Origin of the sequence: Desulfuromonas sp. CSMB_57 (assembly GCF_020194955.2) — a bacterium.
Taxonomy (GTDB): Bacteria; Desulfobacterota; Desulfuromonadia; order Desulfuromonadales; family Syntrophotaleaceae; genus JAFCIY02.
The window spans coordinates 25,124-39,564 of the sequence record NZ_JAFCIY020000048.1; the positions used below are offsets into that span (position 1 = coordinate 25,124).

At 62.6% G+C, this 14,441-nt stretch carries 14 protein-coding genes and 1 riboswitch; of the genes, 3 read left to right on the forward strand and 11 right to left on the reverse strand.

What is annotated here, in order from left to right:
- Positions 1–67 precede the first annotated feature (67 nt).
- The 10 genes from hisD to JQN68_RS13015 form a co-directional block, all read right to left on the reverse strand.
- Positions 68–1,357 (reverse strand): histidinol dehydrogenase, encoded by a 1,290-nt coding sequence (gene hisD, locus JQN68_RS12970; protein ID WP_502799363.1) that lies wholly within the window; start codon positions 1,355–1,357, stop codon positions 68–70.
- Positions 1,357–2,025, reverse strand: coding sequence for an ATP phosphoribosyltransferase (gene hisG / locus JQN68_RS12975; RefSeq protein ID WP_225072821.1), 669 nt, complete (start codon positions 2,023–2,025; stop codon positions 1,357–1,359). Before hisG ends, hisD begins: the two co-directional genes overlap by 1 nt.
- Positions 2,026–2,129: 104 nt before the next feature.
- Entirely contained in the window at positions 2,130–3,383 is a 1,254-nt protein-coding gene (gene murA, locus JQN68_RS12980; protein WP_225072820.1) for a UDP-N-acetylglucosamine 1-carboxyvinyltransferase, read from the reverse strand.
- Between the two features lie 56 nt (positions 3,384–3,439).
- Positions 3,440–4,291, reverse strand: a complete 852-nt coding sequence (prmC, locus tag JQN68_RS12985; RefSeq protein WP_283775536.1) for a peptide chain release factor N(5)-glutamine methyltransferase — start codon at positions 4,289–4,291, stop codon at positions 3,440–3,442.
- 2 nt (positions 4,292–4,293) lie between these two features.
- Positions 4,294–5,361: a peptide chain release factor 1 gene (gene prfA, locus JQN68_RS12990; protein ID WP_225072818.1), complete on the reverse strand. Its 1,068-nt coding sequence runs from the start codon at positions 5,359–5,361 to the stop codon at positions 4,294–4,296.
- A gap of 28 nt (positions 5,362–5,389) precedes the next feature.
- Positions 5,390–6,076 carry an FAD-dependent thymidylate synthase gene (thyX, locus tag JQN68_RS12995; protein ID WP_225072817.1) on the reverse strand — a complete coding sequence of 229 codons (687 nt, stop codon included), beginning with the start codon at positions 6,074–6,076 and terminating at the stop codon, positions 5,390–5,392.
- Positions 6,077–6,213: 137 nt separating this feature from the next.
- Complete coding sequence (gene rpmE, locus JQN68_RS13000) at positions 6,214–6,420, reverse strand: 50S ribosomal protein L31 (RefSeq protein WP_225072816.1); 207 nt, start codon at positions 6,418–6,420, stop codon at positions 6,214–6,216.
- A gap of 123 nt (positions 6,421–6,543) precedes the next feature.
- Positions 6,544–7,791, reverse strand: coding sequence for a transcription termination factor Rho (gene rho, locus JQN68_RS13005; RefSeq protein WP_225072815.1), 1,248 nt, complete (start codon positions 7,789–7,791; stop codon positions 6,544–6,546).
- A gap of 531 nt (positions 7,792–8,322) precedes the next feature.
- A complete protein-coding gene (locus tag JQN68_RS13010; RefSeq protein ID WP_225072814.1) occupies positions 8,323–9,123 on the reverse strand; it encodes a hypothetical protein in 801 nt (266 codons plus the stop codon).
- Between the two features lie 77 nt (positions 9,124–9,200).
- The gene (locus JQN68_RS13015; RefSeq protein ID WP_225072813.1) at positions 9,201–10,454 is read right to left on the reverse strand and encodes an MFS transporter; all 1,254 of its coding nucleotides are present in this window, start codon (positions 10,452–10,454) and stop codon (positions 9,201–9,203) included.
- A gap of 146 nt (positions 10,455–10,600) precedes the next feature.
- Here JQN68_RS13015 and JQN68_RS13020 point away from each other — a divergent pair, with 146 nt between their 5' ends.
- Positions 10,601–11,416 carry a transporter gene (locus tag JQN68_RS13020; protein WP_249621232.1) on the forward strand — a complete coding sequence of 272 codons (816 nt, stop codon included), beginning with the start codon at positions 10,601–10,603 and terminating at the stop codon, positions 11,414–11,416.
- Between the two features lie 38 nt (positions 11,417–11,454).
- Here the strand turns inward: JQN68_RS13020 and gluQRS are convergent, their stop codons facing one another.
- A complete protein-coding gene (gluQRS, locus tag JQN68_RS13025; RefSeq protein WP_225072811.1) occupies positions 11,455–12,369 on the reverse strand; it encodes a tRNA glutamyl-Q(34) synthetase GluQRS in 915 nt (304 codons plus the stop codon).
- Positions 12,370–12,554: 185 nt separating this feature from the next.
- On the opposite strand from gluQRS, the gene JQN68_RS13030 reads away from it, so the two are divergent.
- Both JQN68_RS13030 and metX read left to right on the forward strand, forming a co-directional pair.
- Positions 12,555–13,052, forward strand: coding sequence for an RrF2 family transcriptional regulator (locus tag JQN68_RS13030; protein ID WP_225072810.1), 498 nt, complete (start codon positions 12,555–12,557; stop codon positions 13,050–13,052).
- A gap of 55 nt (positions 13,053–13,107) precedes the next feature.
- A riboswitch (SAM riboswitch) is annotated at positions 13,108–13,216 on the forward strand.
- A 72-nt stretch (positions 13,217–13,288) separates the two neighbouring features.
- Positions 13,289–14,431, forward strand: coding sequence for a homoserine O-acetyltransferase MetX (gene metX, locus JQN68_RS13035; RefSeq protein ID WP_225072809.1), 1,143 nt, complete (start codon positions 13,289–13,291; stop codon positions 14,429–14,431).
- Positions 14,432–14,441 lie beyond the last annotated feature (10 nt).

Consider the following 14,441-nt stretch of genomic DNA (forward strand, 5'->3'; position numbering starts at 1 on the left):
GCGGGCGACCGGAAAAACGTCAACGGGCGGCGCCGATTAACCCATGGCCGAACTTCTCAGCAACCGGTCACGGCTCCAGTCGGATGCCGACCGACCGGCCGTGGGCTTCCAGTCCTTCCAGTCCGGCCAGGCGCAGGGCCGCACCGCCGAGCCGCTCCAATCCCTGCGGGCTGCAGGAAATCAGGCTCGACTTTTTGACGAAGTCGTCCACCCCCAAGGGCGAGAAGAAGCGCGCCGTGCCCCCGGTGGGCAGGGTATGGTTGGGCCCGGCCAGGTAATCGCCGAGGGCCTCGGGGCAGTAGTGACCGAGGAAAATGGCCCCGGCGTGGTGGATGCGCGGCAGCAGGGCGAAGGGCTCGGCCACCGCCAGTTCCAGATGCTCCGGAGCGATGCGGTTGCTCAGGGCCACCGCCTGCTCGAGGTCCCGAGCGACGAAAATGGCGCCGAAGGCATCGATGGAGCGCCGGGCGATGGCCTGCCGGCCCAGACCGCCCAACTGGGTCTCCACCTCGATCTGCACCCGGCGGGCGAAATCGGCGTCGGTGGTAACCAGGATGGCGGCGGCCAGTTCGTCATGCTCGGCCTGGGACAGCAGATCGGCGGCGATGTGGGCCGCATTGCCGCTGCCGTCGTTGACCACCAGAATTTCGCTCGGCCCGGCGATCATATCGATGTCCACCTGACCGAAAACCTGCTTTTTGGCCGTCGCCACATAAATATTGCCAGGCCCGGTGATCTTGTCCACCCGCGGCACCGTAGCGGTGCCATAGGCCAGGGCCGCCACCGCCTGGGCGCCGCCGATGCGGAAGATGCGATCGACGCCGGCCAGTCGCGCCGCGGCCAACACGTGGGGATTGACCTCGCCACGGGGCATGGGGACGACCATGATCACCTCGCCGACACCGGCCACCTTGGCCGGGATGGCGTTCATCAGCACCGACGAAGGATAGCTGGCCTTGCCGCCGGGCACATAGATGCCGACCCGCTCCAGGGGCCGCACCAACTGGCCGAGGAGCACATCGGGCTCGTCGTTGGTGATCCAGCTCTCGGTCTTCTGGCGGCTGTGAAAGGCGCGGATGCGCTCCGCCGCCAGCCGCAGGCAGGCGAGATCCTCCTCCGCGACCTCCGCCATGGCCCGTTCCACTTCCGCCGGCGATACTTCGAGATCGGCGGCCCTCAGCTGCAGGCCGTCAAAGCGGGCGGTATATTCCATCAGGGCCCGGTCGCCGTCGCGCCGCACCGCTTCGATGATGGCGGCGACGGTCTCCTCGATGCCGGCCGGCGGCGTTTCCGCCCGGCCGACGATGGCGTCGAGGGCACTTTCGAAACGCTCGTCGTCAAAGGACAGCAGTTGCATCATGGGCGGGCCTCCTCCTGCTCCCCGGCGGCCAGGACCGCTTCCAGATCCTGGATGATACGGGTAATGCGCTGGTGCTTGGTCTTGAGGCTGGCACGGTTGACGATCAGGCGGCTGGTGATTTCGGAAATGGTTTCCACCTCCACCAGGCCGTTGTCGCGCAGGGTCGCGCCGCTCGACACCAGGTCGACGATACGTTCCGACAGGCCGACCAGGGGCGCCAATTCGATGGATCCGTAGAGTTTGATGATCTCCACCTGCACTCCGCGCCGGGCGAAAAACCGTTCGGTAATATTGGGGTACTTCGTCGCCACCCGGATATTGGACCAACTGGACGGGTCCTCGTCACGCAGCAGTTCCCCCGGTTCCGCCACCACCATCCGGCAATAGCCGAATTTCAGATCCAGGGGCTCGTAGAGGTCCTTGCCCTGCTCGAGGAGGGTATCCTTGCCCACCACGCCCAGGTCGGCGCAGCCGTACTCGACATAGGTCGGCACGTCCGTGGCCCGCACCGCCATGAACCGGTAGCGACTGTCGCGGTTTTCGAACACCAGCTTGCGGCTGTCGCCGTTCATTTCCGGGCAGGTGATGCCGATGCGCTCGAAGAGCGCCATGGAATCCTGCATGATGCGCCCCTTGGGCAGGGCAAAGGTTATATAATCGCTCATTCAACGGTCCTTTGTCAGCCGGGAAAACCGTCAGCTGTCATTTGTCGTTTGTCATGGTCTAACGGACGGCAACCCATGACTGATGACCAGTGACCCATGTTGCGTTACGCCTTGACCCGCTCGATACTCGCGCCAAGTTGACGGAATTTTTCCTCGATGCGCTCGTAGCCGCGATCCAGGTGATAGATGCGCGCCACCTCGGTGGTGTTTTCCGCCGCCAGTCCGGCCAGCACCAGGCAGGCGCTGGCCCGCAGATCGGTGGCCATGACCGGAGCCCCAACCAGCCCCCTGCTCCCCTTGACGGTGGCGGTACTGCCTTCGATAGCAATATCCGCCCCCAAGCGCTGCAGTTCGCAAACGTGCATGAAACGGTTCTCGAAAACGCTCTCGGTGATGACGCTGGTGCCCTCCGCCAGAGCCATCAGGGCCATGAACTGGGCCTGCATGTCGGTCGGAAAGCCGGGATGAGGCAGAGTCTTGATGTTGACCGGCCTGATGTGGCGGTTTCCCTGAACCCGCAAGCCATCGTCCAGGACGGTCACTTCGGCGCCGGCTTCGCGCAACTTGCTGATCAAGGCTTCCATGTCTCCGGGACGGGCGCCGCGCAGGCGGATATCGCCGCGGGTCATGGCCGCCGCCACCATGAAGGTTCCGGCTTCGATGCGGTCCGGCATGACCGAATACTGGAGCGGATGCAGTTCATCCACCCCTTCGATGACGATGCGGTCGCTGCCGGCGCCCTCGATGCGGGCCCCCATGCGCGTCAGGGCCTGGGCCAAATCGACGATTTCCGGTTCGCAGGCGGCGTTTTCCAGGACGGTCGTGCCACGCGCCAGGCTGGCGGCCATCATCAGGTTCTCGGTGCCGCCGACCGTCGGCAGGTCGAAATAGATCCGGGCGCCACGCAGACGTCGGGCGCGGGCTTCAACATAGCCGTGACTCAACTCGATGCGGGCCCCCATGGCCTCCAGACCCTTGAGGTGCAGATTGATGGGACGGGCGCCGATGGCGCAACCACCGGGCAGGCTGACCCGGGCATGGCCGAGACGGGCCAGCAACGGACCGAGGACCAACACCGAGGCGCGCATGGTGCGGACCAGATCGTAGGGAGCTTCGACGTGATTGAGATGGCTGGCCTCGACCTCGAATCGGGACCCGTGGCGTTCGACGGAGGCGCCCAGGGTGGTCAGCAACTGCTCGGCGGTATGGATGTCGCGCAACGCCGGCACATTGTCGAGGCAATGCCGGCCGCCGGTCAGCAGGGTGGCGAAGAGCAGCGGCAATGCCGCATTTTTGGCTCCACTGATGGCGACCTCACCCTTGAGTCGCCGGCCGCCGTGAATGATGATCTTTTCCAATGCCAGAACCACCTAGTAGAAGGTTGAAGATGCGGAACAGGGTTTGATGATGCGGTTCAGCCGGCTTTTCTGGCGCCGACGACCCGCGGCACGCCGGCATAATCGTTTCGGCAGAAGGGGTCCGTCAGTCCGGCGGTGGTGAGCAGATCCCGCACCGCGTCGGCCTGGCCGATACCGACCTCGAGCAACAACCAACCGGCCGGAGCCAGGCAGTTTGGAGCCTGGGCCGCCAGCAGGCGATAACAATCGAGACCGTCGGCCCCGCCGCACAGGGCCAGCCGTGGCTCGAAATCCCGCACCTCGGGCATCAGGCCGGCCAGGTCGGCCGCCGGGATGTAGGGCGGATTGGACACGATCAAATCAAAGGGGCCGGCCGGCAAATGGGCCAGATCCCCTTCGAGGAAACAGACCCGCTCGGCAACACCGTTGCGCCGGGCGTTTTCTCCGGCCACGGCGATGGCGGCGGACGAAATGTCCAGGGCCTCGATGCGGGCCCTTGGCAATTCATGGGCCAGGGTCACGGCAATGGCGCCGCTGCCGGTGCCGACATCGAGAATACGTTCCGCCGCGGGAGCGCAACGCAACGCCTCTTCGACCAGCACCTCGGTATCCGGGCGCGGCACCAGCACCGCCGGGTTAACGGTAAAAGGCAGGGACCAGAATTCCGTTTCGCCGAGAATGTACTGCACCGGTTCGTGCTGCGCGCGGCGCACCACCCGAGCTTTGTAGTCCGTCAACTCGGCGGCCTCCAGAGGTCGGTCGTAATTCAGATAGAGACCTACGCGATCCAGGCCCAATACGGCGCCGAGCAGCAGTTCGGCATCCCGGCGACCGCCCTCGAGACCCCGGGACAGGAAATAGTCCGCGGTCCATTGCAAAATTTTCACCACCGTCCAGGTTTCGGCCAAGCTCACGCCTCCTGGGCGGCCAGGGCTTCGCTCTGGAAATAGGTTGTCAGGGATTCGACCAATTCGGTCAAGTCGCCCTGCATGATGGCGTCCAGCCGATACAGGGTCAGGCCAATGCGGTGATCGGTGCAACGCCCTTGGGGAAAGTTGTAGGTGCGAATGCGCTGGCTGCGATCGCCGCTGCCGACCTGGCTTTTGCGGTCGGCGGCCATGCGTGCCTGCTGTTCGGCCACCAGGCTGTCGAGAATCCGCGACTGCAGAATCTTCATGGCTTTGGCCTTGTTCTTGTGCTGGGATTTTTCATCCTGGCAGGCCACCACCACCCCGGTGGGAATGTGAGTGATGCGCACCGCCGATTCGGTCTTGTTGACGTGCTGACCGCCGGCCCCGGAGGCGCGATAGACATCGATGCGCAACTCCGTCGGATCGATATTGAGGTCGACATCGTCGGCTTCCGGCAACACCGCCACGGTGCAGGCCGAGGTGTGAATCCGCCCCTGGGCTTCCGTTTCCGGAACCCGCTGGACCCGATGGGTGCCGCTTTCGTACTTGAGGCGGGAGTAGACGCGCTGGCCGCTGATCATGGCGATGGCTTCCTTGACACCACCGGCATCCGCCTCGGAAACGCTCAGGGTTTCGACCTTCCAGCCCTGGGTTTCGGCGTAGCGGCTGTACATGCGGAACAGATCGGCGGCAAACAGGGCCGCCTCCTCGCCACCGGTGCCGGCGCGCACTTCCAGGATGACATTGCGCTCGTCGTTGGGATCCTTGGGCAGCAGCAGGACCTTAAGCTGCTGGGCCAGAGCCTCGCGGCGCTCCTCCAGCCCCGGCAGCTCCTGGCGCGCCAGGTCGCGCAACTCCGCATCGGCATCCTGCAGCAGCTCGCGGTTGCCTTCCAGATCCTCGCAAACCCGCTTGTAGGCCCGGTAGACCTCCATCAGAGCGGACAGCTCGGCGTGTTCGCGGGTCAGTTCCCGAAAGCGATCCTGGCGGCCCATGACTGTCGGATCCGAGAGCAGGCCTTCCACCTCACGAAAACGATCTTCAACTTCTTCCAGCTTGTCGAACATATATTTCCTGGCAGCCTTGCAGCCGCAGTTACTGCGCCTCGAACTCCCGGCGCACCTCGGCCAGGGCCCCGCAACTCAGCTGGCCTTCGGGGCAGGCGCCTTCCAGACAGGCGGGCCCGGCGCCGGCGAACAGCAGGGGGGCCACCGGTTTGACCAAACGCAGCATGGCCGTGGCCAGACGGCGAATCTCCCACTGGGCCCGCCGGCAGCAGCGCAGCTGAAAAAAATGCAGCAATTCTCTGGCGTTCATGGTCATGACCAGCTTGGTCTGGGCGGCATTGGGCAGCACGAAGCGGGCATCTTCGGCGGGAATTCCGGCGGCCAGCAGCTCGCCGTATACCGCATGGATCTCAGCCAGCAGGCCCTGGTAACGCTGCAACAGAACCGGCATGGCGGCAATGGAGTCGGGGGTTACCGCCGCAAAGGGCTCCTGGTGTGACACGTAACGCTGACTCTGCTGTGAATAGGAAGCCAGCCGATGGCGCACCAGCTGGTGGGAACAGGCCCGACTGATGCCCTCGATACCAAAACTGAATGCGACGTGCTCGAGAACCGACAGGTGTCCCATTTCCCGGATCCGATCCAGCAGTCGACGCCTTTGGGCCGGTTCCTGGTCGAGCAGTTCGCGAATCGCCGCCGGCGAATAGCACAGCCGCGCCGCGGCCGCCACCAGTCGCTCGGGATCGGGCGTATATGTCAACAATTCCACCAGCATGACGGCATCCTGCCAGGGGGTGCCCGCCGCCTCTTGGGACAGCGCCCACCCTTAGAACGCGAGCAGGCAGAGACGCCTCGGGCGACTCTGCCTTGTTCGGAAAAAAGAAAACGGCCCCGGAGGGCCGTCTCCGGCAGTTACTTGCCTTGACCGTATTTTTTCCGGAACCGCTCGATGCGGCCTTCCGTATCCAGCAGCTTCTGCTTGCCGGTAAAGAACGGATGGCACTCGGAACAGACCTCGGTCTGAATGTCCTGTCCCCGGGTGGAGCGGGTTTCAAACTCGTTGCCGCAGTGACACTTGACGGTGACCGTCTCGTACTTGGGATGGATTCCTTCTTTCATGAGCGCATCTCCTTGGATCCCTGGCAGGTACAGGGTGGTTGCACAAACACAGGCAAAGCGTACCTTGTAACATTTCCGGAACCGGAAAACAAGGATTTTTCACCGTCCGTCGGCCATCGGCGGCTACTGGTTCATGGAATCGAAAAATTCCTGATTGGTTTTGGTGGCCCCCAGTTTTTCGAGGAGGAATTCCATGCTGTCCACCACGTTCATGGTCGAGAGAACCTTGCGCAGCAGCCAGAGTCGCTGCAGTTGCACCGGCGTGACCAACAGCTCTTCGCGGCGGGTACCCGACTTGTTGATGTCGATGGCCGGGAAAGTGCGTTTGTCGACCAGGCGCCGATCCAGCAATGCCTCCATGTTGCCGGTACCCTTGAATTCCTCGAAAATCACCTCGTCCATCTTGCTGCCCGTATCGACCAGGGCGGTGGCGATGATGGTCAGGCTGCCCCCCTCCTCGATGTTGCGGGCGGCACCGAAAAAGCGCTTGGGCTTGTGCAGGGCATTGGAGTCGACGCCACCGGAGAGGATCTTGCCGCTGGGCGGAACCACGGTGTTGTAGGCGCGGGCCAGGCGGGTGATGGAATCGAGCAGAATGACCACGTCCCGCTTGTGCTCCACCAGCCGGCGGGCCTTTTCGATAACCATCTCGGCGACCTGAACGTGACGGGTGGCCGGCTCGTCGAAGGTCGAGGAAATGACCTCGCCCTTGACGGAGCGCTGCATGTCCGTCACTTCCTCCGGTCGCTCGTCGATGAGCAACACGATGAGATAGACCTCGGGATGATTGACGGCGATGGAGTTGGCGATATTCTGCAGCAGCAGGGTCTTGCCGGTGCGCGGCGGCGCCACGATCAGGCCGCGTTGGCCCTTGCCGAGGGGAGTGACCAAATCCATGACCCGCATGGGCAGGTTGTCCGGGGCGGTTTCGAGAATGAGTCGTTCTTCGGGATAGAGGGGGGTCAGGTTGTCGAACAGGGTCTTGTCGCGCGCCACGGCGGGATTTTCGAAATTGACCTCGGAGACCTTCAGCAGCGCGAAGTAGCGTTCCCCTTCCTTTGGCGGCCGAATCTGTCCGGAAACGGTATCGCCGGTACGCAGATTGAAGCGCCGAATCTGCGAGGGCGAAACGTAGATATCGTCCGGACCGGGGAGATAGTTGGCATCCGGCGCCCGCAGGAAGCCAAAGCCGTCGGGCAGGATTTCCAGCACCCCTTCACCGAAAATGGCGCCGTTTTTTTCCGCCGTCGCATTCAGAATGGCGAAAATCAGGTCCTGCTTGCGCATCCCTGCCGCGCCATCCAGTTTCAAATCCTTGGCAATCCCCGCCAAATCAGTAATCTTTTTTTCCTTGAGTTCCTTCAGATTCATGCTTTCTCCTCGGCCGGATTTGCCGCCCGCAACAGACATTCCCCGACCGCGGCAGGCCTTGCCATGGAGGGCAACCGGACCGCTGCCCGATGATCGCTGTTATGCTTTACGAATATTGTGGATGTGAATTTTCGCTGGTCCTGGAAGAATTAATAATATGTTGAAATTGGCAGGGTATTTTCCTTATGGCGCCATCGCGTCATGCATTGGCAGCGGGTATCAGATCGGTCCGTCAATCGCCCATGGCTTCGCGTTGTGGTATGGAATGAATTTCCGAAAGGAGTTTTCTGGGACTGCTGGCCGAAGGCATTTTGAATATCGATTTTTTCTACCCTTTTTAGTCGGCCATGTCAAATAATAATTTGCCTCACAACAAAACATTAAGCCGGTTTTAGACATTTTTCAATCCCTGGCCGGCGGCCATAGTGAACCGGCCGGCCGGGGAATGTGCACGTCTGTTCAAAGCCTGTCAAACAAGGCGGCTATTCAAGCCGTCCTGAAACAGCAACTCGCGCCACCCCCCGTCGAGGGCTAGGGCGCCGCGGCGGGCGCGGGCGCGAAAGGATTGAGCAGGCCGGGCCGCAACGCGGAGGACAGATCGGAAAACAACCGATGATAGGGATCCGGCAGACGGCTGCGCCCCAGCAGGTTCCGCCCGGGTTCGGTCAGGGTCCGTTCCAGTCCCTCCGGGAGCAGGAATTTGGTGGACACCTTGTCGGTCCGGTTGTGGGCCGCCTCGTCGAAATCGGCATATTGCAGGTTCAAAAAGGCCTTGTTCACGGGGCTGCGCCATTCCCAGGCCGTTTCTCCGGAAGGCAACAGCACGGCGGCGTAGGCCATGATCACATTGAAGCTGTCATCCAGATATTTCAGTCGGGTCCGGTCCCATTGCCGCTCGTTGCGCACCGCACCGTGGAGCACCACCACCAGCAGTCCGTCGGCCATATTGACGCGGGTCAATTCGGCCACCGCCTCCCGGTGAAAGCGATAACGAAAGCCGCCATCCGTATCGGCCAGGGGAATCCGTGCGGCAGCCAACTGTTCCAGCAAACGCTCCGGCTGCCCGGCAACTTCCCGCACATCGAAATAGGCTCGTTTTTCCTGCAAGGCCGTGACCAGCTCCGGGGTACGCCCGACATTGGCGTTGCGCAGCAGTTCCATGACCTGCGCCCGCTGCGGGTGATTGACCACCGAGCCGCCGTCGACCATCAACGGCACCACGGCCAGGGTTCGGACCCGTTCCCGGTACTCCTGTCGCGTAACCTTGTAGCTTCCACCGCCACAACCGACCAGCACAACCATTGCCAGCAGACCCGATAACCATCGCTTCATGGTAAAACCTCCCGATTGGGGTTACGTTGGGAAAACCGGGTCCGTTTCGACCCGGCCGCCCATCGAATTCCGGTTTCCTATTCCTCGTGCATTACCGCGTGAGGGGGCGAGTCGGGGCTTGTATCCCGGCAGCGCCAATACCAGATCCAGGCCAAACCGAGCCCCACCAGGGGCATAGCGAAGGCGGCCCGGAACGCCTCGGCCGGTGTGGCGCCGGAAGCCTGGCGGAAGGCCAGGATCAGGCCCATGCTCTGCTGCATCAGCGCAGCGCCCAGCACCACAAAAAAGTTCATGGCCGTCATGGCAGTGGCCGCCATATCCGCCGGAAACAGCTCTTTGACCTGCGCGAACAGCACCGGTCCCGTCGCCACACACAGACCGAAAACCAGGAAAAACAACGGTCGGCAAAAGTCCGGCAGGTGCGTCAAGGGTCCCAGCAGCAGCGCCAGACACAGGGTCAGACCGCCCTGCCCGAGCATCACCAAGCGTTTGCGGGACCGCCAAATCCGGTCGGAAAGACGCCCTGCCAGGGGGCTGCCGATGATAAAGCCGACCGCGGTCATCAACAGCAGTCGCGCTGCGGAATCGCGTTCCAGGCCAAGGACCGTCCGCAGATAGGGACCGCCCCAGAGCCCCTGCATGCCCATATAACCGCCATACCAGAAGAAAGCCAGCACGGCGACCCGCCAGAAATCCGCCCGTCGGTAAAGCCGACGCCAATTGCGCCATATTGCGCCAAGGTCGGATTGCGGACGCTTGGGTGCCAGCGGCCCGTCACGCACCACCCACAGGACGAGAGCCCCGCCGACCGCCGAAAGCAGCGCGCAACCGACAAACACGGTCCGCCATCCGAAGTGACCCGAAAGCCAGGCCAGGGGCGCGGTGGCCAACAGATTGCCGGTGTTGCCCAGAGCCACCTGCAGCCCGACCAGGGTGGCGAAGGTCCGGGCGGAGAACCAGGTGGTGTAGACCTTCAGGGAGCCCATCAGAACGCCGGCGGTTCCGACCCCGATGAGGATTCGTCCCGCCAGGGCCGGGCCATGCTCCGTCGCGCCGGCAAACAGCAGCGCCCCCGCAGCGGTGACGAAACCCAGAACCCCGATGACCCGCCCGCCTTCGAAGCGGTCCAGCAATGGCCCCAAGGGCCATTGCGCCAAGGCAAAGGCATAGAACAAGCCCGCTGACAGACTGCCCAACTGCGAGGCGCTCAGACCGAGATCGACGCGCAACTCCTGGGCGATAACGGCCGTTGATACGCGATAAAAATAGGCCAGCAGATAGACGCCGGTCAAGATCAGAAAGAAGCGCCATTTGCTCTCTTTAAAAGCCACTTTCGACAACCCGTCGGCGACCAGCCAGGCAATGGTGCCTGCAGAGTTGACAGACCCTTATTGAGGGTTTAACATTCAAAGTCAAATTTCCCCCATTTCGCCTTTATCACAATTGATTTGTCCATTCTTTCAAGGAGGTAAATTTCATGAATTTCCGCTCTGCCAAAGGCCTCACGGCCTGCCTGATCTTGGCCGGCATACTGCTGGCGGGAACCGCCCAGGCCGCCATCCTGGAACCGACCGGACTGCAGGATGGCCAGTTGCTGCCCAAAAACAGCGCCGAGTTGCGCGTCGGCTTTTCCTATGCGGATGGCCTGCACAACCAGTTTCAACGCGAAAACCGCAACCGTCGCCTGATGGAGGTGCCCTCTCTGACTCTTAACCTGGGCCTGGGCGAACGTGTGGAGGGGCAAATCCTTTACAGCTACCTGCACCTTCGCGAAGACGGCCAAGGCGATAAATGGGGCAGCGGGGACGTGACCCTCGGCCTTAAGGTGCGCCTCCTGCGCGAAGGACTGCACCTGCCGGCGGTGGCCCTGCGCCTGGCCACCAAACTGCCCAATGCCGACGAGGAGAAAGATTTCGGTACCGATGAAGCGGATATCTATATCGAACTGCTGACCACCCGCAACTTCCAGAATTTTTCCCTCTACGCCAACCTCGGCGTGGCCATTCTCGGCGACCCCCGCCCCGGCTTCAGCGGCCAGGACGACCTGTTCAAATTCGGCTTCGGCGTGCGTGTGCCCCTGGCGGCCGAGCGCGTCGATGCCCTGGTCTCCATCGAAGGCATGGAAGGCGGTGAATCCATCAATCGTCGTGGTGCCTTGCGGGCCGGCGTCCAAACCTACCTGGGCCGATTCATCTGGGATCTGGGCGGCTCGGTCGGATACAAGAGCAAGAGCGAGGACTGGAGCGTTCGCACCGGTCTGACCACCCGATTCTCCCTGCCCGGCGGCTGGTAGGCGGATTCAGCGGGCCGGGTAAAGGCCTCTAGGCGCCTTTACCCGGCCGGCGCCGACCTTGCCGGTATGCGTTCGGCCCTGAAGCAGCTCAAGGCCCATGCGAGCAGTTCCGGGGCCGGCGCTCCGTACAACTCCTCCGGCACCCCCTGCCCCAGAAAGTGCAGGGCGCGCCATAGCAACTCTCCCGGTTCCAGACTCTCCGGCACCGCCAGGGCGCCATGACGCTTGCTGACTTTGGTGCCGTCCGGGCCCAGAGCAAGGGGCAGATGCAGATATTGCGGCGCCGGATAGCCCAGACATTGCTGTAAATACAGCTGTCGAGGGGTAGATGCCAGCAGGTCCTGGCCGCGCACGACCTGGGTGATGCCGCTTGCCGCATCATCCACCACCACGGCCAACTGGTAGGCGAACAAGCCATCCGCCCGGCGCAACACAAAATCCCCGACTTCAACGGCCAGGTTTTGCCGCTGCCTTCCCCAGACCGGATCGTCGAACTCGATCAGTCGGTCAGGCACCCTGAGCCGCCAGGCTCGGGCCGGCCGCCCCCCCGGCACCCCTTGGCGACAGGTGCCGGGATAAACCGGCCCCTCCTCGCCGACATGGGGGGCACTGGCCAGGACCTCTTTACGCGAACAACCGCAGGCAAACAGCCGGCCCTGCCCCGCCAGGCGGTTCAGGGCCGCCTCGTAGTGCTCCCGGCGGCGACTTTGCCTCCAGACGGGCCCGTCCCAGGTGAGGCCGAACCGCTCCAGGGTGCGCAAAATATCCTCCGCCGCACCGGCCACCACCCGGGGCGTATCCAAGTCCTCGATACGTACCAGCCAGCGCCCTCCGGCACACCGCGCCAGGCAAAAACTGCCCACTGCCGCCACCAGGGAACCGAAATGCAACGGCCCCGTCGGACTTGGAGCAAAGCGTCCCACCGGGACGGCTGCGCATGTGCCCTCTGCCACGTTACCCTCCTCCTTGCCTGATTGACGATAATGCGGCGCTCCGCCCCTCTCTGTCAAGCATGCCGCAGGGAATGCCCGGCACCCTGCCCCACCGATGGCAACGCTGCCGCCGTACGGGTTCTTGACAAAAGGCGTCCCCCCGGGTAATGATAACCGGACAAGTAATCAATAATGGAGGCTGCCCCTTGATTATCACCCGTGCCACGGAATATGCCATTCGCGCCGTCCTGTTCATGGCGTCCCGGGAACCCGGCGTCACCGTGCTGAAAAAAGATATCTGCCGTGCCATGAAAATAACGCCGGCCTTTCTCACCAAGATTCTGCAACCCCTGATCAAATGCGGCATTGTCGGCTCCCAGCGCGGGGTCGGCGGAGGATTTCTGTTACAGAAACAACCGCAGGACATATCCCTCCTGGACGTGATTGCCGCCGAGGAAGGCATGCCCTTTCTCAATACCTGCCTCCTTGAACACGACGATTGCGAACGGCGGCATTTCTGCCCCGTCAGCCAGGTTTGGCATCAAGCCCGCGTCAATCTGCTGGCCACCCTGCAGCAACACAACTTTGCCCAACTAGTACAGATGGAAAACCTCAATCGAGACTCGCTTCCGGCCCCCCTCCAAGCCTGGCTGGCGGAAGACGTCGCAGGCACGGCCACGGGCAACCTTTGCAGCGGGGATTGACATTTTCACCGCCCTCTTATAGAGTCTTGGCAACATAGCTTGAAAAAGCGCAACGTCTTTATCGTGAGTGGTGGAGGGACAGGCCCTGTGAAGCCACAGCAACCGGTTCGCCAAGGGCGGATGTCAGGTGCTAATTCCTTCTCCCCCGGGGAGAAAGATGAGGATGGAGCCCGCTTGGCAGGGATATATGACTGGCGGCCCCTTCTCACATTTGGGAAGGGGCCGTTTTTCGTCGCATGGAGGACTTCAGGGCATTGGACCAGTCGGTTGGCATCGTCACCACCCAATACGCGACCTTTGACGTCGAACTGCAGTTGGAAAGCGGTCGCCTGCTCGATGCGCCCCTGACCCTGGCCTATGAAACCTACGGCACCCTCAACGCACGTCGCTCCAACGCCATCCTGGTAACCCACGCCTGGACCGGCGACGCCCATGCGGCCGGCAAAAACAGTCCCGACGACCGCAAACCGGGCTGGTGGGACGACATGATCGGTCCCGGCAAGGTCCTGGACACGGAGCGCTATTTCATCATCTGCAGCAACGTCATCGGTTCCTGCCGCGGCTCCACCGGCCCGACCAGCATCAACCCCCGCACCGGCCGGCCCTATAATCTGGCCTTCCCGGTCGTCATGGTGCGCGACATGGTGCGGGCCCAGAAACTGCTCATCGACCGTTTGGAACTGGACTCCCTGCTGAGCGTCATCGGCGGCAGCATGGGCGCCATGCAGGCTCTGGAATGGGGCGTGCTGTTCCCCGAGGTGCCCCGCTCCATCATCCCCATCGCCGGCACCGGGCAGACCTCCCCCATGGCCATTGCCCTCAACGCCCTGGCGCGCCAATCCATCTTCAACGACCCCATGTGGAAAAAGGGCAATTACCGTCCGGAACAGCCGCCGGCCGACGGCCTGGCCCTGGGACGAGCCGTCGGGCACATTTCCTTTCTCTCCGACACCTCCATGCAGCTCAAGTTCGGACGGCGCTTTTCAGCCCGCGACGGCATGTTCGATTTCTTCGGCCGCTTCGAAGTGGAACGCTACCTGGAATACAACGGACGTGCCTTCGTCGACCGTTTCGACGCCAACGCCTTTCTATACTTGGCCAAAGCTCTCGATCTTTATGACGTGGCCTGGAATTTCGACAGTCGCGAACAGGCCCTGGCGCGTCTTTGCTGCCCGTCCCTGTGGTTCGCCTTTTCTTCCGACTGGCTGTATCCGCCCTACCAGACGGAAGAGCTGGTGACCAGCCTGAAGACCCTCGGCAAACCGGTACAATACCACCTCGTCGAGTCGGAGTACGGTCACGACTCCTTTCTCATCGAGCCGGAAAAGTTCACGCCGTACATCACCGCCTTCCTGAATGGCCTGCAACAGGCGGAGTAAGGGGAGCCAG